The sequence below is a fragment of the Mesorhizobium sp. M0437 genome (assembly GCF_040321335.1).
Taxonomy (GTDB): Bacteria; Pseudomonadota; Alphaproteobacteria; order Rhizobiales; family Rhizobiaceae; genus Mesorhizobium.
The window spans coordinates 20800-41414 of the sequence record NZ_JAMYRK010000055.1; the positions used below are offsets into that span (position 1 = coordinate 20800).

At 63.3% G+C, this 20615-nt stretch carries 17 protein-coding genes and 1 pseudogene; 9 read left to right on the forward strand and 9 right to left on the reverse strand.

The window, feature by feature from the left end:
* The first annotated feature begins 1 nt into the window (after position 1).
* From NKI72_RS26105 to NKI72_RS26125, 5 genes are all read left to right on the forward strand, one after another.
* Positions 2–1261 carry an ABC transporter substrate-binding protein gene (locus tag NKI72_RS26105; protein WP_352449606.1) on the forward strand — a complete coding sequence of 420 codons (1260 nt, stop codon included), beginning with the start codon at positions 2–4 and terminating at the stop codon, positions 1259–1261.
* A gap of 238 nt (positions 1262–1499) precedes the next feature.
* Entirely contained in the window at positions 1500–2423 is a 924-nt protein-coding gene (locus NKI72_RS26110; RefSeq protein ID WP_023718922.1) for a carbohydrate ABC transporter permease, read from the forward strand.
* A 12-nt stretch (positions 2424–2435) separates the two neighbouring features.
* Complete coding sequence (locus NKI72_RS26115; protein ID WP_023679838.1) at positions 2436–3275, forward strand: carbohydrate ABC transporter permease; 840 nt, start codon at positions 2436–2438, stop codon at positions 3273–3275.
* Complete coding sequence (locus NKI72_RS26120) at positions 3272–4333, forward strand: Gfo/Idh/MocA family protein (protein ID WP_352834242.1); 1062 nt, start codon at positions 3272–3274, stop codon at positions 4331–4333. The genes NKI72_RS26115 and NKI72_RS26120 overlap by 4 nt, the downstream gene beginning before the upstream one ends.
* 15 nt (positions 4334–4348) lie before the next feature.
* Complete coding sequence (locus NKI72_RS26125) at positions 4349–5347, forward strand: ABC transporter ATP-binding protein (RefSeq protein ID WP_352527632.1); 999 nt, start codon at positions 4349–4351, stop codon at positions 5345–5347.
* Positions 5348–5558: 211 nt separating this feature from the next.
* On the opposite strand, the gene NKI72_RS26130 is transcribed toward NKI72_RS26125, so the two are convergent.
* The 5 genes from NKI72_RS26130 to NKI72_RS26150 all read right to left on the reverse strand — a co-directional run bounded on the left by NKI72_RS26130 (position 5559) and on the right by NKI72_RS26150 (position 11906).
* Positions 5559–6404, reverse strand: a complete 846-nt coding sequence (locus NKI72_RS26130; protein WP_352834239.1) for a fumarylacetoacetate hydrolase family protein — start codon at positions 6402–6404, stop codon at positions 5559–5561.
* A gap of 166 nt (positions 6405–6570) precedes the next feature.
* Positions 6571–7302 carry an SDR family oxidoreductase gene (locus tag NKI72_RS26135; RefSeq protein WP_254815741.1) on the reverse strand — a complete coding sequence of 244 codons (732 nt, stop codon included), beginning with the start codon at positions 7300–7302 and terminating at the stop codon, positions 6571–6573.
* A gap of 178 nt (positions 7303–7480) precedes the next feature.
* Positions 7481–9853: an aldehyde dehydrogenase family protein gene (locus tag NKI72_RS26140; protein ID WP_352834236.1), complete on the reverse strand. Its 2373-nt coding sequence runs from the start codon at positions 9851–9853 to the stop codon at positions 7481–7483.
* A gap of 13 nt (positions 9854–9866) precedes the next feature.
* Positions 9867–10916 carry a deoxyribose-phosphate aldolase gene (deoC, locus tag NKI72_RS26145; protein WP_352834233.1) on the reverse strand — a complete coding sequence of 350 codons (1050 nt, stop codon included), beginning with the start codon at positions 10914–10916 and terminating at the stop codon, positions 9867–9869.
* Positions 10917–11078: 162 nt separating this feature from the next.
* Positions 11079–11906, reverse strand: a complete 828-nt coding sequence (locus tag NKI72_RS26150) for a ferredoxin--NADP reductase (RefSeq protein WP_352771472.1) — start codon at positions 11904–11906, stop codon at positions 11079–11081.
* A gap of 218 nt (positions 11907–12124) precedes the next feature.
* Here NKI72_RS26150 and NKI72_RS26155 point away from each other — a divergent pair, with 218 nt between their 5' ends.
* Genes NKI72_RS26155 through NKI72_RS26165 form a run of 3 tightly spaced genes read left to right on the forward strand, consistent with a single transcriptional unit; the run spans position 12125 to position 16641 of the window.
* A complete protein-coding gene (locus NKI72_RS26155) occupies positions 12125–14209 on the forward strand; it encodes a hydantoinase/oxoprolinase family protein (protein ID WP_352834232.1) in 2085 nt (694 codons plus the stop codon).
* Position 14210: 1 nt separating this feature from the next.
* Positions 14211–15926 (forward strand): hydantoinase B/oxoprolinase family protein, encoded by a 1716-nt coding sequence (locus NKI72_RS26160; RefSeq protein WP_352851213.1) that lies wholly within the window; start codon positions 14211–14213, stop codon positions 15924–15926.
* The gene (locus NKI72_RS26165; RefSeq protein ID WP_352539846.1) at positions 15898–16641 is read left to right on the forward strand and encodes a hypothetical protein; all 744 of its coding nucleotides are present in this window, start codon (positions 15898–15900) and stop codon (positions 16639–16641) included. Before NKI72_RS26160 ends, NKI72_RS26165 begins: the two co-directional genes overlap by 29 nt.
* Positions 16642–16669: 28 nt before the next feature.
* Here the strand turns inward: NKI72_RS26165 and NKI72_RS26170 are convergent, their stop codons facing one another.
* The 4 genes from NKI72_RS26170 to NKI72_RS26185 form a co-directional block, all read right to left on the reverse strand.
* Positions 16670–17326 carry a methionine ABC transporter permease gene (locus NKI72_RS26170; protein ID WP_352820853.1) on the reverse strand — a complete coding sequence of 219 codons (657 nt, stop codon included), beginning with the start codon at positions 17324–17326 and terminating at the stop codon, positions 16670–16672.
* Positions 17307–18371: a methionine ABC transporter ATP-binding protein gene (locus NKI72_RS26175; RefSeq protein ID WP_352834272.1), complete on the reverse strand. Its 1065-nt coding sequence runs from the start codon at positions 18369–18371 to the stop codon at positions 17307–17309. Before NKI72_RS26175 ends, NKI72_RS26170 begins: the two co-directional genes overlap by 20 nt.
* 133 nt (positions 18372–18504) lie before the next feature.
* A complete protein-coding gene (locus NKI72_RS26180) occupies positions 18505–19353 on the reverse strand; it encodes a MetQ/NlpA family lipoprotein (protein WP_352539848.1) in 849 nt (282 codons plus the stop codon).
* 345 nt (positions 19354–19698) lie between these two features.
* Positions 19699–19998, reverse strand: coding sequence for a DUF1236 domain-containing protein (locus tag NKI72_RS26185; RefSeq protein ID WP_352614254.1), 300 nt, complete (start codon positions 19996–19998; stop codon positions 19699–19701).
* A 204-nt stretch (positions 19999–20202) separates the two neighbouring features.
* On the opposite strand from NKI72_RS26185, the pseudogene NKI72_RS26190 reads away from it, so the two are divergent.
* A pseudogene (locus NKI72_RS26190) lies at positions 20203–20615 on the forward strand (DUF1236 domain-containing protein); the annotation flags it as partial.

The window sequence follows — 20615 nt, forward strand, 5'->3', positions numbered from 1 at the left end:
CATGACAACGAAGCTACTGACGGCACTTCTTCTCGGCACCAGCATTCTCGGCTCCGCCGGGGTGGCTTATGCCGACGACGTAACGCTCAACATCGAAAGCTGGCGCGGCGACGACCTTGCCATCTGGAAGGACAAGCTGATCCCGGCCTTCGAAGCCAAGAACCCGGGCATCAAGGTGGTGTTCGCGCCGTCGGCGCCGACCGAATATGACGCCGCCCTCGGCGCCAAGCTCGCCGCCGGCTCGGCCGGCGACCTGATCACCTGCCGCCCGTTCGACAAGTCGCTGGAACTCTTCAAGAAGGGCAACCTCGCCGACATCTCGACCCTGCCCGGCATGGAGAACTTCTCCGACGTCGCCAAGGCCGCCTGGCAGACCGACGACGGCAAGTCGAGTTTCTGCGTGCCGATGGCCTCCGTCATCCATGGCTTCATCTACAACAAGGACGCCTTCGACAAGCTCGGCATCAAGGTGCCGGAGACGCGCGACGAATTCTTCGCCGCGCTCGACAAGATCAAGGCCGACGGCACCTACATCCCGATGGCGATGGGCACCAAGGACCTCTGGGAAGCGGCGACCATGGGCTACCAGAACATCGGCCCGAACTACTGGAAGGGCGAGGAAGGCCGCCTGGCGCTGATCAAGGGCGAGCAGAAGCTGACCGATCCGCAGTGGGTCGAGCCCTTCAAGGAACTGGCCAAGTGGAAGGACTATCTCGGCGACGGCTTCGAGGCGCAGACCTATCCGGACAGCCAGAACCTGTTCACGCTCGGCCGCGCCGCCATCTACCCGGCCGGCTCGTGGGAGATCGGCCTGTTCAACACGCAGGCGCAGTTCAAGATGGGCGCCTTCCCGCCGCCGGTGCAGAAGGCCGGCGACACCTGCTACATCTCCGACCACACCGACATCGGCATGGGCCTCAATGCGGCCTCGAAGAACGCGGATGCGGCCAAGACCTTCCTGTCCTGGGTGGCCTCGCCGGATTTCGCCACCATCTACGCCAACGCGCTGCCGGGCTTCTTCAGCCTGAACAACACCCCGGTGAAGATGGAAGACCCGCTGGCCCAGGAATTCGTCTCCTGGCGCGGCAAGTGCAAGTCGACGATCCGCTCGACCTACCAGATCCTGTCGCGCGGCACGCCGAACCTCGAAAACGAGACGTGGGTTGAATCGGCCAACGTCATCAACGGCACCGACACGCCGGAAGCTGCCGCCAAGAAGCTGCAGGACGGCCTCGACAGCTGGTACAAGCCGGCGAAGTAAAGCGCGGCGAAGCGTTGTCTCCCCCCTCGAGGGGGAGATGTCGCCGAAGGCGACAGAGGGGGTCGGTCGAGGCAGACTGCGGCTTGATCGCTGCTGGAAAGCACGGTCGAACGACGATGGCGTGCTCCTCTGCCGACCCCACCCGCCTCGCTTTGCGAGGTACCCTCCCCTCGAGGGGGAGGGAGGCGCCGCGCCCTTTGGCGGCAATAGCAAGACCTGATCGGCGGGGACCGAACGCATGGCCGCAGCACCGAAAAGACCGTTCCGTTGGCATATCGGCGTTTTCCTGGCGCCGGCGCTGCTGGTCTATACGGCGATCATGATCCTGCCGCTGGCCGGCACGCTGCAGCTGTCGCTGTTCCGCAACATCAACCAGTCGCAGGTCTTCGTCGGACTGGAAAATTTCCGCATGCTGTTCGGTGATCCCAACTGGTCGGTCAATTTCTGGAACGCGCTCAGGAACAATGTCTGGTTCTTCATCATCCACATGCTGGTGCAGAACCCGATCGGCGTCCTTTTGGCCGCACTTCTGTCCAGCCCCAGGCTACGGTTTTCCGCCTTCTACCGCACGGCGATCTTCGTGCCGACGATCCTGTCTTTCGTCATCGTCGGCTTCGCCTGGAAGCTGATCCTGTCGCCGCTATGGGGCGTGGCGCCGCATATGATGGACCTTGTCGGCCTGAAAAGCCTGTTCACGCCCTGGCTCGGCAAGGCGCAATATGCGCTGACCGCGCTCAGCCTGATCTCGGTGTGGCAGTTCGTCGGCATCCCGATGATGCTGATCTATGCGGCACTGCTGTCCATTCCCGAGGAGGTGATCGAAGCGGCCGAATGCGACGGCATCACCGGGATGGCGCAGTTCTGGAAGATCAAGCTGCCGCTCATCCTGCCGTCGATCGGCATCATCTCGATCCTGACCTTCGTCGGCAACTTCAACGCTTTCGACCTGATCTACACCGCGCAAGGCGCGCTGGCCGGGCCGAACTATTCAACGGATATTCTCGGCACCTTCCTCTACCGCGCCTTCTTCGGTTTCCAGCTGCAGGTCGGCGATCCCAACATGGGCGCGGCGATCGCCACGATGATGTTCCTGATCATCCTCGGCGGCGTCTGCGTCTATCTGTTCCTCGTACAGACGCGCTTGCGTCGCTACCAGTTTTAGGGGAGCGCGACCATGAGCACCGCAACCCGCTCGCTGCCCCGCACCATTGGCGCGCATGCGATCCTTCTGACCTACACGGCGATCGCGCTGTTTCCGGTAATCATCGTCATCGTCAACTCATTCAAGTCGCGCGCCGCCATCTTCGGTGCGCCGCTGGCGCCGCCGACGCCGAAAACCTTCGATCTAATCGGCTACACGACGGTGATCGGCCAGGGCGATTTCATCCACTATTTCCAGAACAGCCTTGTCGTCACCGTCGCCTCGCTGTTCTTCGTGCTTTTGTTCGGCGCCATGGCGGCTTTCTCGCTGTCGGAATACCGCTTCCGCGGCAATTCGCTGATGGGGCTCTATCTGGCGCTCGGCATCATGATCCCGATCCGCCTTGCCACCGTCGCCATCCTGCAATTGATGGTGGCGAGCGGGCTAGTCAACACGCTGACAGCGCTGATCCTGGTCTATACGGCGCAAGGCCTGCCGCTTGCCGTCTTCATCCTGTCGGAATTCATGAAGCAGGTGTCGGACGATCTGAAGAACGCCGGCCGCATCGACGGGCTATCGGAATACACCATCTTCTTCCGCCTGGTGTTGCCGCTGGTCAGGCCATCTATGGCGACGGTCGCCGTCTTCACCATGATCCCGATCTGGAACGATCTGTGGTTCCCGCTGATCCTGGCGCCGTCGGAGGAAACCAAGACGGTGACGCTCGGCGCGCAACTGTTCCTCGGCCAGTTCGTCACCAACTGGAATGCCATCCTGGCGGCACTGTCGCTGGCGATCATGCCGGTGCTGATCCTCTACGTCATCTTCTCGCGGCAGCTGATCCGCGGCATCACTTCGGGAGCGGTCAAGTGAATTCGCAAAAACCCCTTCGCGTTGTCGTCGCCGGGCTCGGCAATATGGGGCGCAGCCATGCGCTGGCCTATCACACCAATCTGGGATTCCAGATCGCCGCGCTGGTCAACCGCTCCGATGTGCCGCTGCCGGAAGGGCTTTCGACCTACGCCATCCGGCGTTCCTTCGATGAGGCGCTACGCGACGAAAAGCCCGATGTCGCCTGCATCGCCACCTATTCCGACAGCCATGCTGACTATGCGGTCAAGGCGTTCGAGGCCGGCTGCCACGTCTTCCTCGAAAAGCCGCTGGCAACCACCGTCGCCGATGCAAAGCGCGTGGTCGCGGCAGCCAAGGCCAACGGCAAAAAACTGGTGATCGGCTACATCCTGCGCCATCACCCGTCCTGGATCCGGCTGATCGCCGAGGCGCGCAAGCTCGGCGGCCCTTACGTGTTCCGCATGAACCTCAACCAGCAATCCTCCGGCCATAGCTGGGAGACGCACAAGCAGTTGATGCAGACGACATCGCCGATCGTCGATTGCGGCGTGCATTATCTCGACGTGATGCTGCAGATCACCGACGCCAGGCCAGTCGAGGTGCGCGGCATGGGGCTGAGGCTGAGCGACGAGATCGCGCCGTCAATGTACAATTACGGTCATCTGCAGGTGCTATTCGACGACGGTTCGGTCGGCTGGTACGAGGCCGGCTGGGGGCCGATGATTTCGGAGACGGCTTTCTTCGTCAAGGACGTGATCTCGCCCAATGGCTGCGTGTCGATCGTCATGAAGGAGGGTGTCAGGTCCGACGACATCGACACCCACACCAAGACCTCGACCATCCGCCTGCACAGCGCGGCGACCGGCGCGGATGGCAAGTTCGCCAAACCCGACGAAATGCTGTCGATGCAAGGCGAGCCCGGCCATCAGGACCTCTGCGACCTGGAACAGGCGTTTGTGCTGAAGGCGATCCGCGAGGATCTGGACTTGACCCGCCACATGGACGACGCGGTGAAGTCGCTCGCCGTCTGTCTTGCCGCAGACGAGAGCGTGCGCAGCGGCCTCGCCGTGAAACTCTAGAACAGGGACGAAGCCGTGGGCTCGCTGAACATCGAGAATGTGAAAAAAGCCTTCGGGCCGGTCGAGGTGCTGAAGGGCATCAACCTCGAGGTGACGGATGGCGAGTTCGTCGTCTTCGTCGGTCCATCCGGCTGCGGGAAGTCGACGCTGCTCAGGGTCATTGCCGGGCTGGAGGACTCGACCTCGGGCCGCGTGGTGATCGACGGGGCGGACGTCTCCGCCACGCCGCCGGCCAAGCGCGGTATCGCCATGGTGTTCCAGACCTATGCGCTCTATCCGCATCTGACTGTGAAGAACAATATGGGCCTCGGCCTCAAGCAGGCGGGCACGCCGGCGGCCGAGATCGACCGCCGCATCGGCATCGCTTCCTCGATGCTGTCGCTGGAGCCCTACCTCTCGAGGCGGCCGGCCGAGTTGTCCGGCGGCCAGCGCCAGCGCGTCGCCATCGGCCGCGCCGTGGTGCGTGAGCCCAAGCTTTTTCTGTTCGACGAGCCGCTGTCGAACCTCGACGCCGCACTGCGCGTCAACACCAGGCTGGAGATCGCGCAATTGCATCGCCGGCTGAAGGCCACGATGATCTATGTCACCCACGACCAGGTCGAGGCGATGACACTGGCCGACAAGATCGTCGTGCTGAACGCGGGAAAGATCGAGCAGATCGGCGGACCGATGGAGCTTTACAATTCGCCGGCAAATGAATTCGTCGCCGGCTTCATCGGCTCACCGAAGATGAACTTCGTCGACGGGGCCAGGCTTGGCGAGACGGCCAAGACCATCGGTGTCCGTCCCGAGCACCTGACCGTCGATCCGAAATCCGGTGCCTGGAAAGGCACGGTTGTCCATGCCGAGCACCTTGGCGCCGACACCAACCTCTATCTCGACTGCGAGAAGGCCGGCTTGATCACAGTGCGCATCTTCGGCGTCTATAACGCCGAACCGGGTGCCACGCTCTACGCGACGCCGGATCCGGCAAAGACATACCGGTTTGGGGCTGATGGGAAGGTGCTGAAATAGCGCAGGCGCCGACTCCCCTTCTCCCCTTGTGGGAGAAGGTGGCCGAGCGAAGCTCGGTCGGATGAGGGGTGTTGGACGGATCGCTACGCTGAAGGCGTAAGTGCCTAAAATCCCCTGATGTTTTCACGCCTCGTTTTCTTGCAGCACCCCTCATCCGTCTCGGCGCTGCGCGCCGATCCACCTTCTCCCCCAAGGGGAGAAGGAAGAGCGCCTACAAATCCGCCTTGAACGTCTGCTTCTGGATGCCCAGCCCTTCGATACCGAGCTCGACCACGTCGCCGGGCTTCAGGAAGACCGGCGGCTTCATGCCGAGGCCGACGCCGGGCGGCGTGCCGGTAGAGATGATGTCGCCCGGGTGCAGCGACATGAACTGGCTGAGATAGGAGACGAGATAAGCGACGCCGAAGACCATGGTCTTGGTCGAGCCGTTCTGCATGGTCTTGCCGTTGACCGTCAGCCACATCGGGATGTTCTGCGGGTCCTTGATCTCGTCCTTGGTCACCAGCCACGGGCCGATCGGCCCGAACGTGTCGCAGGACTTGCCCTTGGTCCACTGGCCCTGGCGCTCGGCCTGGAAGGCGCGCTCGGAGACGTCGTGCGCGACGCAATAGCCGGCGACATAATCCAGCGCCTCGGCCTCGGTGACATACTTCGCAGTCTTGCTGATCACCACGCCGAGCTCGACCTCCCAGTCGGTCTTCACCGAGCCGCGCGGGATCAGCACGTCGTCGTTCGGCCCGACAATAGCCGAGCTTGCCTTCATGAAGATGATCGGCTCCGGCGGCACGGTGGCGCCGGTTTCGGCAGCATGGTCGGAATAGTTGAGACCGATGCAGATGAATTTGCCGGTGCCGGCGACGCAGGCGCCGATGCGTGGCTTGCCGGAAACCGCCGGTAGCGTTTTCGGATCGAGCTTCGACAATGTCTCGAGCGATGCCGGATCGAGCGTCTTGCCGGCAATGTCGGTGACATGGGCGGAGAGGTCGCGGATCGTTCCATCCGCATCGAGCAGGCCGGGGCGTTCGCTCCCCGCCTCGCCATAGCGCAGCAGTTTCATGCAGTTTTCTCCCAGTTGCGACCAGAGGCCGTTTGCAAACTCGCTCCGCTGCGGCGAATGGCGTGGGTTTCGAGAACCGGAGCGGAGCGTACTTAAAGTACGTGAGCACCGGAAGCGCAGAAAGCCGCGTCAGGCGCCCGGCGGAGTAGGGTTTTCAAATGGCCTCTTAGATCGACCAGCCACCGTCGATATTATAAGCCTGCCCCGACGTATAGGTGGCGCCGGCCAGATAGACGGCGAGGTCGGCGATTTCCTCGGGCGTGCCGAGGCGGCCCATCGGCTGGCGCGCGATGAAGGCGGCGCGAGCTGCTTCGTAGTCGCCCTGCGCATGCATGCGGTCCTGCAGCGACGGGCTTTCGACCGTGCCCGGACAGATCGCATTGCAGCGTATGCCCTTGCCGACATAGTCGGCGGCGACCGACTTGGTCAGGCCGATGACGGCTGCCTTGGTTAGGCCATAGACGAAGCGGTTCGGCACGCCCTTGGTCGAACTGGCCAGCGACGCCATGTTGATGATCGAGCCGTCGCCGCGCTCCAGCATGCCGGGCAGCACGGCGCGGATGGTGCGGATCATTGAGCGGACATTGAGATCATAGGCAAAGTCGAGGTCGCCGTCCTTCATCTCGAGGATCGAGCCGGAATGGACGAAGCCGGCGCAGTTGAACAGCACGTCGACGGCGCCGATCTCGGCAAACGCGGCGTTCACCGCCTCGTCGTTCAGCACGTCGAGCTTGCGGGTCTTGATACCGGGCGTCTTGCCGAGGTCGGCGAGCACCACCTCGTTGATGTCGGTGGCATGGACGACGGCGCCGGCCTTGGCGAAAGCCAGCGCACTTGCCCGGCCGATGCCTTGCGCCGCCGCCGTGACGACAACGATCTTGCCTGTCAGATCCGCCATGCTTCTCTCCTCGCCCGTCTGTGATCGTTCGGCTTTTTACCGGCACAAGGCCGGGGCGCAATGTGCCAGCCGGGCAGTACCATCCCGCCTGTTTCGATATTCGCCCTGCCAACCAAATGTTTTTTCTCGGTAAAGAACATTTGTTGGCCCGTCAAGCCCGGACGTCCCTCCGGGACACTCAGTCGCCGTAGGGCACCCAGACGTTCTTGACCTCGATCGCACGGCGCAGCAAGGCATCGCCGGCTGCTTCGTTCGAGGGCCAGTCGAGGCTGTGGCCGTTGCCGGTCCAGACGCGTTTGAGATTGCCGATGGACTCGGCCTCGGCCTTGGCGCAAGTCTCGGCATCGGCGAACACCCAGAGCCCGTCGACATCGTCATGCTTGGCCAATACGCCGGCAAGCTCGGCGCTACGGCCGGTAACGATATTGATGGCGCCTGCGGGAACGTCGGAATATTCGATGACCTGGTAGAGGTCGGTGGCAAGCAGCGGGTATTTTTCGGATGGCACTGCGACTACGGTGTTGCCCATGGCAAGCGCCGGCGCCACCAGCGAGATCAGGCCAAGCAGAGGCGCATTGTCCGGCGCGATGATGCCGACGACGCCGACTGGCTCGTGCAGCGCCAATGTGACGGCGCGGGCCGGCGGCTGGTGGACGCGGGCCTCGAATTTGTCGGCCAAGCCGGCATAGAGGAAAAGGCGCTCGATCGACAGCTCGACCTCGTCACGCGCCGCCTTGGCGGTCGCGCCGGTGAGCTGGGTCAAACGGGCGGCAAACTCGTCTGCGCGGCCGGAAAGGTTTTCGGCCAGGTAATAGAGCACCTGGCTGCGGTTGTAGGCGGTCGCCTCAGGCCAGGCCTTGCAGGCGCGCGCGGCCGCGACGGCGTCACGGATATCCTTGCGGTTGCCGAGACCGATCTCGCCGGCAAGCTTGCCCTTGGCGCTGGCGATGGCGAAGGAATAATTGCCGTCCGGCCGGACCTGCTTGCCGCCGATGAACAGCTTTGCCGTGCGGTCGATGGCGCCACCTTCCGCCTGCTCGACAGGTTGGGCCGAAGACGTTGCCGGTTTGATGATCGGGCCGAGCGGCAGTTTTGCCGAGAGATATTCGAACATGCCCTCGCGCCCGCCTTCACGGCCAAAGCCGCTCTCGCGGTAGCCGCCGAAGCCGCAGGAGGCGTCGAACATATTGGTGCCGTTGACCCAGACGACGCCGGCCTTCAATTGCGGCGCGACGTGCAGGGCAAGATTGATGTTCTCACTCCACACCGAAGCGGCCAGGCCATAGCGTGTGTTGTTGGCGAGCTCGATCGCTTCCTCGGTGTTGCGGAAGGTCATAGTGGCGAGCACCGGCCCGAACACCTCTTCCTGTGCCAGGATGTTAGCCGGCGAAACACCGGTCGCCAGCGTTGGCAGATGGTAATAGCCCGCGGCGGGCAGTGCCGAGTCCGGCTGCCAGCAGATCGCGCCCTGCTTGGCGCCTTCGGCGATCAGGCCCTTGACGCGATCGAGCTGAGTCAAATCGACCAGCGGGCCGATATCGGTGTTCTTGTCGAGCGGACTGCCGACGCGCAGCCGGCTCATCCGCGTCTTGACCTTGGCGATGAAGGCGTCGGCGATGCCTTCTTGCACCAGAAGGCGCGAGCCGGCACAGCACACCTGGCCCTGGTTGAACCAGATGCCGTCGACCAGACCCTCGACGGCGCTGTCGAGGTCGGCATCCTCGAAAACCACGAATGCCGACTTGCCGCCAAGCTCCAGCGACAGTTTTTTGCCCGAGCCGGCAGTGGCCTTGCGGATGATCTTGCCGACCTCGGACGAACCGGTGAAGGCAATCTTCTGGACGCCGGGATGGTTGACGATGGCTGCGCCCGCCTCCGGCCCGCCCTGGACGATGTTGACGACGCCCTTCGGCACGCCGGCGCGTCCGCAGATCTCGGCAAACAGGATCGCGGTGAGCGGCGTGAATTCCGCGGGTTTGAGCACCACGGTGCAGCCCGCAGCGAGCGCCGGCGCGATCTTCCAAGCGAGCATCAAGAGCGGGAAGTTCCACGGGATGATCTGGCCGACGACGCCGACGCCCTTGTGGCCGGGAAAATCCCTGTCCAGCGCCTGCGCCCAGCCGGCATGATGGATGAAATGGCGGATCGCCAGCGGCACGTCGATGTCGCGGCTTTCGCGGATCGGCTTGCCATTGTCGATCGATTCCAGCACCGCGAACAGCCGTTGGTGGCGCTGCATGGCGCGGCCGATGGCGTAGAGCACTTTGGCGCGTTGATATCCGGTGCTGGCGCTCCATTTCGGCAGCGCTTTTGTGGCCGCCGCAACCGCCGCGTCGATATCGGCGGCACCGGCATCCGACACCTTGGCCAGCAGCTTTCCCGAGGACGGATCGCTGGTGTCGAAGGTTTTGCCTCCGCTGGCTGCCTTCCAGTCGCCGCCGATAAACAGCGCTTTGCCGAAATCCCGCGCGGCAAGCCACGCATCGGCCTCGTTGCGCGCCTCCGGCGCCGGGCCGTATTCCATGGCGTGATAGCGTTCGAGAATGTTCATGAAGCGCTCCGAATCACGCCATCGCGTGGCGATGATTGGCCGAGTAGTGGCCGGTCAGATGATGCTCGAGCTGGCGCTCGATATCGGTCAAAAGGCTCGATGCTCCGAAGCGGAACAGCTCCGGCTCCAGCCACGGCCGGCCCAGTTCTTCTTTCATCAGCACCAGCCAATCGAGCGAGGCTTTTGCCGTGGAAATGCCACCGGCCGGCTTGAAGCCGATGAGATAGCCGGTTTCCTCGAAATAGGCGCGGATAGCGCGCACCATGGCAAGGCCGACCGGCAGCGTCGCGTTGACGCTTTCCTTGCCGGTCGAGGTCTTGATGAAATCTGCACCCGCCATCATCGCCACCATCGAGGCGAGCATGACGTTGCGCAGCGTGGCGAGGTCGCCGGTACCGAGGATCACCTTCAGATGCGCCTCGCCGCAAGCGGCGCGCATCGAGACGATCTCGTTATAAAGCTCCTGCCATTTCGCCCCGAATACCAGGCCGCGCGGGATGACGACGTCGATCTCGTCGGCGCCGTCGCGGACCGATGCTTCGATCTCTTGCAGGCGCGTCGAAAGCGGTGCAAGGCCATGCGGGAAGGCGGTCGAAACGGCGGCGACATGGACGCCGCCGCCGCGCAGCGCTTCTACGGCGGTGGCGACGAAGGGATGATAGACGCAGACCGCCGCCGGGCGGATCTTTTCACCAGTAATGCCCAGCCCCTCGACGATGTCGCGACGGAACGGGTTGACTGCCTTGGCACAGAGCCTGCGCACGCGCTCTTCCGTGTCGTTCGAGTTCAGCGTCGTCAGGTCCATGCAGGCGACGGCGCGCAGCAGCCAGGCCGCCTGGTTATCCGCCTTGATCGAGCGTCTTTTGGTCAGGCTGGCGACGCGGCGTTCCAGCGCCGAGCGGTTGACGCCGCGCATCGATTCCATGAAGCCGAGATCGAGCCTCATGCCGGGATTGCGAGCAATGCCATGGGCTTGCGGCATCGGCGCATTGGCGGCGGCGCGCGCCGGCAGCGGCGTGATCTTGGACGTGCCGAGATCGGTTTCGCGGATTGTGCTGCTCATCTCCTGCCCCTTGTTCAGCGACTTATGCCGAAGATAGACCGTGAAGCAGCGCTTCACGAGTCCTTCAAGCAGTCATAGCGGAAAAAGGCGGTCAAGGCAGCCGATTTTTGACCGCATGATCAAAATCAGGGTCTCGAACCAGTGGACGCTGAGCTGCGCGTCTCAGCCGACGAAGGCGCGCTCGACGACGAAGCTTGCCGGATGGTGCAGCGAGCCTTCCTGGAAGCCGAGGCTTTCGGCCAGTTCCTTGACGTCCTTGAGCATATGCATCGAGCCGCAGATCATGATGCGGTCGGTCTCGGGATTGAGCCTGTCGATGCCGAGATCGGTGTAGAATTTGCCCGAGCCGATCAGCGCGGTGATGCGGCCCATGCGCACGGAGGTCTCGCGCGTCGTCGAATTATACAGCGTGACGCGGCCGCCGGTCAGTTCGCCGATCAGCGGGTCCTTCTCAAGCGCTGTCACCAGCTCCTGGCCGTAGGTGAGCTCGGCATTGTCGCGGCAGGTATGGGTCAGGACCACCTGCTCGAACTTCTCATAGGTGTCGGGATCGCGCAGCAGGCTGGCGAAGGGTGCGATGCCGGTACCTGTCGAGATCATGAACAGGCGCTTGGCCGGCGTCAGCGCGTCGACCACCAGCGTGCCGGTCGACTTCTGCCGCATGATGACTGTATCGCCGATCCCGATTTTCTGCAGCTCCGAGGTAAGCGGGCCGTCCGGCACCTTGATCGAGAAGAATTCGAGTTCGTCGTCCCAGGACGGGCTGGCGATCGAATAGGCGCGGAATACTGGCTTCTCGGCATTGGGCAGGCCGATCATGACGAATTCGCCGGAGCGGAAGCGCAGCGACTGCGGCCGGGTGATGCGGAACGAAAACAGCCGGTCGGTATAATGCTTCACCGAGACGACGGTTTCGGCATAGACATTGGCCGGTATCGGGAACTGCAGCGGCCGGGCGCCGGCTGTGTTGAACGCGGATGTGGTGTTCATCAAACCTAACCTTCTGGGCCGGCTCAGCGCCGGCGCCAAATCTCCACCTGCGCGCCCGAACCGGTCAGGTTCCAGCGTGCCGTTTGCACACTCCGAAGCGGTAAGCTCTTGTGTCCGGAATTTATTAGTATACAAACGATATTTGCGTCAAGACGCCGCCGTAAAACAGCTTTCCAAACTAAGGCATCTAGGCAGTTCGGGCATTTCGGGTTTCGACAATGGGACAGAATTTTTCGGCGCAAGCGCTGGATTCGACTGGCGGCGTCGTCGCCGGCATCGATGTCGGCGGAACTTTTACCGACCTCCTTCTGATCGACGGCCGTGACGGTGGCCGGGTGCATATCGCCAAGACCCCGACCACGGTCGACAACCAGGCGTTCGGCGTCGTTGCAGCACTTGGCGCCACCGGCTTTCCGGTCGACGGCATCGACCTCATCGTGCACGGCACGACGACCACCACCAACGCGGTCCTGGAGCGCCGGCTGGCCAAGACCGGCATGATCACCACGCGCGGCTTTCGCGACGTCATCGAGCTTGGCCGGCGGACACGGCCGCAGGCCTATGGCATGACGGGCACGTTCGTCCCGATCATTCCGCGCAATCTGCGGCTCGAAGTGTCGGAGCGGGTCGAGGCCTCGGGCGCGGTGCGCATCCCGCTCGACGAGGCCGAGATGCGGACAGCGATTTCACAACTGATCGCAGCCGGCTGCGAATCCCTCGTCATCCATTTCCTGCATTCCTACGCCAACCCGGCGCATGAGCGGCGCGCCGCCGAGATAGCGGCCGAGCTTTGGCCGAACGGCTACATCACGACAGGCCACGCCCTGCTTTCGGAAGCGCGCGAATTCGAGCGCGGGGTGACCGCTTCGGTCAACGCTTCGGTGCAGCCGATCCTCGAACGCTATGTCGAACGGCTGCGCAAGGAGCTGGCTGCAAAAGGCTACGCCCGCGACTTTCTGATCATGAACGGCAATGGCGGCATGATCTCGGCCCGCTTTGTCACACGTGAGTCGGCCAAGACCGTCATGTCCGGCCCCGCTTCCGGTGTCATTGCTGCCGCCTATACCGGAAAACGCGCCGGCTTCGAAAATCTGGTCACCTACGACATGGGCGGCACCTCAACCGACGTGGCGCTGATCCGCAACGCCGAGCCGGCGGTGTCGAACGAGATCGAGATCGAATATGCGATGCCGATCCACGTGCCGATGGTGGCGGTGCATACGGTCGGCGCCGGCGGCGGCTCGATCGCCCGCGTCGATGCGGCCGGCCTGATCCAGATCGGCCCGGAAAGCGCCGGCGCCAATCCCGGGCCAATCTGCTACGGACGCGGCGGCTTGGAGCCGACCATCACCGACGCCAATCTGGTGCTCGGCAGGCTGGCGCCGAAGAAGCTGCTCGCGGTGGAAAACCCGGTCACCGTCGAGCGGGTCACCGGTATATTCGAGGACAGGATCGGCCGCGCCACAGGCTTGTCCGGCGTCGAGGCGGCGGGTGCGGTGCTGCGGCTCGGCAACGTGAAGATGGCTGGCGCCATCCGCATGGTCTCGGTGTCGCGCGGCCACGACCCGCGCGATTTCGCGCTGTTCGCCTTCGGCGGCGCCGGGCCGCTGCATGCGACGGCATTGGCGCGCGAACTAGGCCTGCCGAAAGTGCTGGTGCCGGCGCGGCCGGGCATCACCAATGCTCTCGGCTGCGTCGTCGCCGATCTGCGCCATGATTTCGTCAACACGGTCAACCAGCCGGTGGCCAGTCTCGATGAAACCCAACTCCACGAGACATTGGAACGGCACCGAAACGAAGGCGAGGAGCTGATCGGCAAGGAGGCGGTGAAGCCGGAAGCAATCCGTATCACGCATTCCGCCGACATGCAGTTCGTCGGCCAGACGCATATCATCAACGTGCCGCTGCCGTTGTCTGCGGTGACACGCGAGGGACTGCAGCAACTGTTCGAGAGTGCCTATTTCGCCCGCTTCAAGGTCGAGCTACCCGAGATCCGCGCCAATCTGGTCAACCTCAACACGTCGGTCACTGGCGTGCGGCCGACCATCGATCTGTCCCGGCTGATCGATCCGGCTGGGCGCGCCAAAACGCTCGAAGAGGCGCGGCGCGAAATCCGGCCGGTCTGGTATGGCGGGCGCTGGTACGATACGCCGGTCTACAGCAGGGAAAAGCTGCCGCTCGGCGCAGTCATCATGGGGCCGGCGATCCTCGAACAGATGGACGCGACGACTGTGCTGGAGCCCGGCGACCGGGCGCGATCGGATGCCGACGGCAACATCATCATCGACATCGGTGAGGCCTGAGATGGCGCAGCTCGACACCATTACGCTTTCGGTCCTCCAGGCGGCCCTGCAGCAAGTCTGCGACGAAATGGACCTGACGTTTTCGCGCGCCGCGTTCTCGCCTGTTATCGCCGAGGCCAATGACCGTTCGGATGGCATCTATTCGGCGCTCGATGGTTCGCTGATCGCGCAAGGCAGCCAGGGCCTGCCCGTGTTCGTCGGCGTCATGCAGTATTCGACCAAAGCGGTGATCGAGATGATCGCCGACGGACGCTGCCTGCCGCCCGAGCCGGGCGATATCTACATCGTCAACGATCCCTATCTCGGCGGCACCCATCTGATGGATGTGCGCTTCGCCATGCCGGTCTACCGCGACGGGAAGATCTTCTGCTGGCTGTCGAACACCGGCCATTGGCCCGACATTGGCGGTTCGGTGCCGGGCGGATTCTCCGCCTCGGCAACGGCGGTCGAGCAGGAAGGCTTGCGGTTGCCGCCGGTGAAACTGTTCAAGAAGGGCGTGCTCGACCCGGAGATCTACGCCATCATCTGCTCCAACATCCGTGTCGCCGACCAGCGCATTGGCGATATCCGGGCGCAGGCGGCGGCACTGCTGATCGGCCAGGACAGGCTTAACGGAATCCTGGATCGTTACGGAGATGAAACGGTTGTCGAAGCGATCGCCGAATTGCGGCGCCGCGCCGCTGAACAGATGCGCGTCAACATATCGGCCATTCCCGACGGAATCTATCGCTCGCAGGCCTTCGTCGATTCAGACGGCGTGGTAAACGAGCTGCTGATCATCGCGCTGGCAGTCGAGAAAAAAGGCGACACGCTCAGCTTCGACTTCTCCGGTTCGTCAAAGCCCTGCGCTGGGCCGATGAACAGCGTGCTGGCGACGACCTTGTCCTCGGTCTATCTCGCCATGCGGCACATTTTCCCCGATGTGCCGATCAGCGCCGGCGCCTTCGAGCCGCTGATCGTCAAGCGGCCGGAAGGCACCTTCCTCGACGCCAAATATCCGCGGCCGGTATCGGGCTGCGCGGCTGAGGTTTCGCAGCGCATCGCCGAGGCGGTGTTCGCGGCGATGGTGCAGGCCCTGCCGGACAGGGTGACGGCGGCTCCGGCTGGCTCCAGCGGCAATTTCGCGCTCGGCGGCAACGATCCGGTCCGTGGCCGCGATTATGTCATGTACCAGATCTCCGGCGGCGGCTATGGCGGCAATGCCGGTCACGACGGCCTGACCAATGGCTGCTCGACCATCGGCATCTCCAAGTCGCCGCCGGTCGAGATCATGGAGCAGGCCTTCCCGGTGCTCTACCGGCATTATGCGCTGCGCGAAGGCTCGGGTGGCGCCGGCAAGCACCGCGGCGGGTTTGGGCTCGCCTATGAGGTAGAGATCCTGCGCGGCGACGCCCGCGCCTCTTTCGTCATGGATCACGGCCGGTTCGGCCCGCAAGGCGCGCTCGGCGGCAAGGACGGCGCGGTCAACACGGTGACTGTGTTCCGCAACGGCGAGGAACATGTGCCGCCGCACCTCTCAAAGGAACAGGACATCGCGCTGAAGGCAGGCGACCGCGTGCGCGTCGGCACACCGGGCGGCGGCGGCTACGGCGATCCGTTGCAGCGCGATCCGCAATTGGTCGCTCGGGATGTCAAGCTTGGCTACTATACCGCAGAGCAAGCCAGAGACCTGTTCGGAGTCGTAGCGGATGAGCAACCCAAATCCCCTGGAGGCTGATCTCTCGTCTGAACTGGCCTACGCAGTCGAACGCGTCTATGCCGCTTTCGCGTCTTATCCATCGCCCCGCCACCTGCATGGCTCGCCGTACAAGGATTTGGAATCGATCTTTCGGGGAGTATCCAGTGGTCCGCTTCGGGAGCTCAGTGGTGAAAACCTCGGCGCCTATGCCGGATCGGCCATATGGACGGTCGGCGACGTCGATGACTACCGGCACTTTCTGCCGAGAGTGCTTGAACTTGCCATCCAAGGCGAACCTTCGATGGGGTTCGACGCCAACGTGATTGCCGCAAAGCTCGAAAGGACCTCCTGGCGCGATTGGCCGTTGGAAGAACAGCAGGCTGTCGAGGAGCTGTTTCAGGCTGCCTGGCGAAAAGCGATGACCATGCATCCCGATGAAGGGAACGCGGTTCCCTGGCTGGAGGGCATAGTGCTTGCCGGAATGGATGTAGCAGCTGCATTAGCGGCATGGCATGATAGCCCTTACCCCGAGGCCATGTTGCACTGTGCGGACTTGATTACCGGCAACATCAAGACACTCGATAAGGGGCACGTGATCTTCAGCGAACAGGTCACCACATGGCTTCTATCCGACAGTCTCGCCTGGCACTTGTTCACCGTCGCGGTCGAGGCTCCCTTGCGCCCCGACGATCGCGAAAAGCTCGCTTGGGCGAGCGAGACCATCGAGAACAATCTGAACTTTCCCGGAAATTAAAGGCATTGATTGGGCCGCGTTTCGCCGGTCACGCCCTGTGATCCAGCCTCGCGACCAGCCGGTCGCCGGCCCACTGGATGCCGCAGACCAGGACGATCAGGACGATGACCACGGCGATCATGACGGATGTCTCGAAGCGCTGGTAGCCGTAGCGGATGGCGAGGTCGCCGAGGCCGCCGGCACCGATGGCGCCGGCCATGGCCGAGGCGCCGATCAGCGTCACCAGCGTCACCGTGAAGCCGGCGACGATGCCGGGCAACGCTTCCGGCACCAGTACCTCGCGAATGATCGTCCAGCGGTTGCCGCCCATGGCGCGTGCTGCCTCGATCAGCCCGTGGTCGACCTCGCGCAGCGACACTTCGGCGATCCGGGCATAGTAAGGCGTCGCCGCGATCGACAGCGGCACGATCGCTGCCCAGGTGCCGATCGAGGTGCCGACGATCAGCCGCGTCACCGGGATCAGCGCAACCAGCAGGATGATGAAAGGCACCGAGCGGAAGCCGTTGATGACAGCGCCAAGCGCGCGGTTCACCCACAGGTTTTCGGCGATGCCGCCGCGGTCGGTGGCGACCAGCGCCAGGCCGAGCGGCAGCCCGAAAACCAGCGAGACGAGGCCGGAGGCGGCCGTCATCAGGATCGTTTCCCAGATTGAACGGACGAGAAGCTCAAACAGAACCGGCGACATGGCCAAGCACCTCCACCCGCGCTTGGCGGGCTTTCAAGAACGCGATCACCTCTGCCAGGTGAGCTTCATTGCTGCCGGCGACCGCCACGAACAGTGTCCCGACAGGCTGCTGCTGGACGTGATCGATGCCGCCATGCACGAGGCGGAACGAGCCGGGAACTGCCGAGGCAAGATCGGACAAAAGCGGGCTTCGGGCGGCCTCACCGGCCACGTCGATCCTGAGGATCGCCTCCACGCCGGCGTTCTGCGTTAGCTGGCTTGCGATCTCCGCCGGCAATTGCGGCCGGATGCCGCCGAGCAGGCTTTGTGTGATCGCCGATTTCGGGTCGGCAAAGACCGACCACACCGGCCCTTGTTCGACGATCCGCCCAGCGTCGATCACCGCGACCCGGTCGGCGATCGAGCGGATCACCTCCATCTCATGTGTGATCAGCAGGATGGTCAGACCAAGCTGCCGGTTGATGTCCCTCAGCAAGGCAAGGATGGAGCGGGTCGTCTCCGGGTCGAGCGCCGAGGTCGCTTCGTCGGACAAAAGCAGCGCCGGGCGCGCCGCAAGCGCCCGGGCAATGCCGACGCGCTGTTTCTGTCCGCCCGACAGCGACGCCGGATAGGCTTTCGCCTTCTCCGACAGCCCGACAAGCTCGAGCAGCTCGGCGGCGCGCGCCAGGCGTTCGGCCCTGGGCCGGCCTTCGATCTTGAGCGGCAGCGCTACATTGTCTTCGACGGTCTTGGCGGACAGCAGGTTGAAATGCTGGAAGATCATACCGATGCGCCGGCGCAGCGGCTGCAATTCGCGCTCGCCGAGCCGGCTGATGTCGCGGCCTTCGATGTAGACCTGTCCTGAATCCGGCCGCTCCAGGCCGTTCAGGCAGCGTATCAGCGTCGACTTGCCGGCGCCGCTGCGGCCGATGATGCCGAGGATCTCGCCCTGGCGCACGCTGAGCGACACGCCGTCCAGCGCCGCTGTCGCGCCGAAGCGGCGCTTCAGCTCGATGAGGCGCACGACATCGTTCGGTCCCGCGGAGCGGCCGCCGACGGGATGCATGACTTCGATGACCGAGGCGAAATGCTGGTTCATGAAAGTTCCTGTATTGGTGTCCCGCAAACGCGATCGCGGTCCGCGTTGAAGCGCGGACCGCTTTACCATGCCGGGCTTCGGCGCCCAGTCGAGCTCGGCATCAATAGGCGCTGATGCCGGTTCCCTTGTAGACCCGATCGAATTCGGCCTTCACCTTTTCGTTCTGATAGGAGGCGACCAATGTCTTTACCCAGGGCTGGTTTTCATTGCCGGCCTTGACCGCGATGAAATTGCGGTAGGGATTGTCGGCCACCGCCTCCTGGGCGATGCGATTCTCCGGTGTGAGGCCGCTTTTAAGCGCCCAATCCGTGTTGACTACGGCCGCGTCGAGGTCTTCCACCGAGCGCCCGACGATGCCTGCGTCCAGCTCCTTGATGACCAAGTGCTTCGGGTTTTCGGCGATGTCGGTGGTCGTCGCCAGAATGCCGGTGCCTTCCCTGAGCTTGATCAGATGTTCGCTCTGCAGGACGCGCAGTGCGCGGCCCTCATTGGACGGGTCGTTCGGCACGCCAATGACCGCGCCTTCTGGCAGGTCGGCAATCTTCGCGTACTTCTTGGAATAAAGGCCGATCGGCCAGACCCCGGTATAGCCGACCGGGACGATGTGATAGCCCTGCGTCTTGATCTGGTTGTCGAGATAGGGCTTGTGCTGGAAGGCGTTGGCGTCGATTTCGCCACGCTCGAGCGCTTCATTCGGCTGGGTATAGTCGTTGAACACCACGGTCTCGATTGTCAGGCCCCTCTCCGCCGCCTGGGCGGTGACGACGCGCCAGACGTCCTCGTCCTCGCCGCTCATGATACCGACCTTGACCGCCGTCTTGTCCTCGGCGAGCGACGGCGCAGCAAGGCCGACAATCGCAACCGCCGACGCGAAAAGTACAGCCAGACCGGCGCGCCGGCTTATACTTGCGGAGAGAAATGAGAGCAAAGTGTTGGTGTTCCCAGACATGATCTATCCCGTCGGTTCTGAAGTCGTTGCGGCCAGGCGGAGTGCCAAGCCTTGCCGGCATCATCGGGAATGCTGACCGTCGGATCAAAGCACCGTATTTCCCGCGAAATGCGAAGCCAGGAATATTCTCTCAAAGTTTCGGGCCTGGCGAGCACAGGGCGTGCTGGGATCATGTGTTCTAAGCCAATGCTGGTTCAGAAATTGTCCGGACGTCGTCTCCGCTATGAGGCCCGCCGTGCTTCGAAACGGCGGGCCTTTCTGCGTCCGAATGCCCAACACGGGCAGCAGTGTGGGATGTCGACAATGCTAGACGCGCCGCATGTCCCTTCAAAGCGACGCGCTTGCTCACTGGATGACCTTCACGATCCTGCGTGTGCCTGGATCGACCAGGACGGTCTGGTTGTCGACGACGACGTAGCGGTATTTGACGTTGGGGACTTCATGAAGCTCGACGGTATCAGGCAGGGTCGAGCCGACATTGAGCTCCACGCCGGGGAGCTGGACGGACGCCAGAGGCTGCTTTTTCACATACTCGCGTACGATCGTCTCCTGCTGCGGTTCGATGACCACGTCCTGAGCGGCAGCGGCGCCGACACCCGCAAGCAGCAAAAACCCAGCCGCGGCCGCCGAAAGATGCATTCTCATGATTGTCTCCTTTCCTCGTGAGCCACCTCTGCGCTGCGCCGCGTCATGCTGTTCGCAGCGGGGTCGCTATAGGCCGGTAACGTCATCAGGTGGAGCTTGTTCCGCCACTCGGATCGCTTGCCGTTTCCTTCCATTAGTTTGGAACAAAGTTTTTTAAACGCAGTTTTGCGGGGTGAAGGGACGCATTTTCCAAGGAGATCTCTCATGAAAGGCGTTCTGATCACCAGCATGTTAGCAATCAGCGTCAGCTGCGGGGCCGCACTTGCCCAGACGCAGCAGTCGACCGACGATCAGTCCGGCGCCAATTGTGCAGCCGGCACTGCCAATTGCCAGAACGGCGCCAAGATGGGCGAGCAGGCTCAGGGCAAGGCCGGCGCTACCACTGATCAACAGGCGCAGGGCAAACCGAAGCTGAAGACCGGCGAGCAGGCTCAGGGCAAGGCTGGTGCTACGACTGAGCAGCAGGCCACGGGCAAACCGAAACTGAAGACCGATCAGCAAGCCCAAGGCAAGGCTGGCGCCACGACTGACCAGCAGGCCACGGGCAACACGAAGATGAAGACCGAGGAGCAAGCCCAGGGCAAGGCTGGAACCACCACCACCGAGCAGGCTCAGGG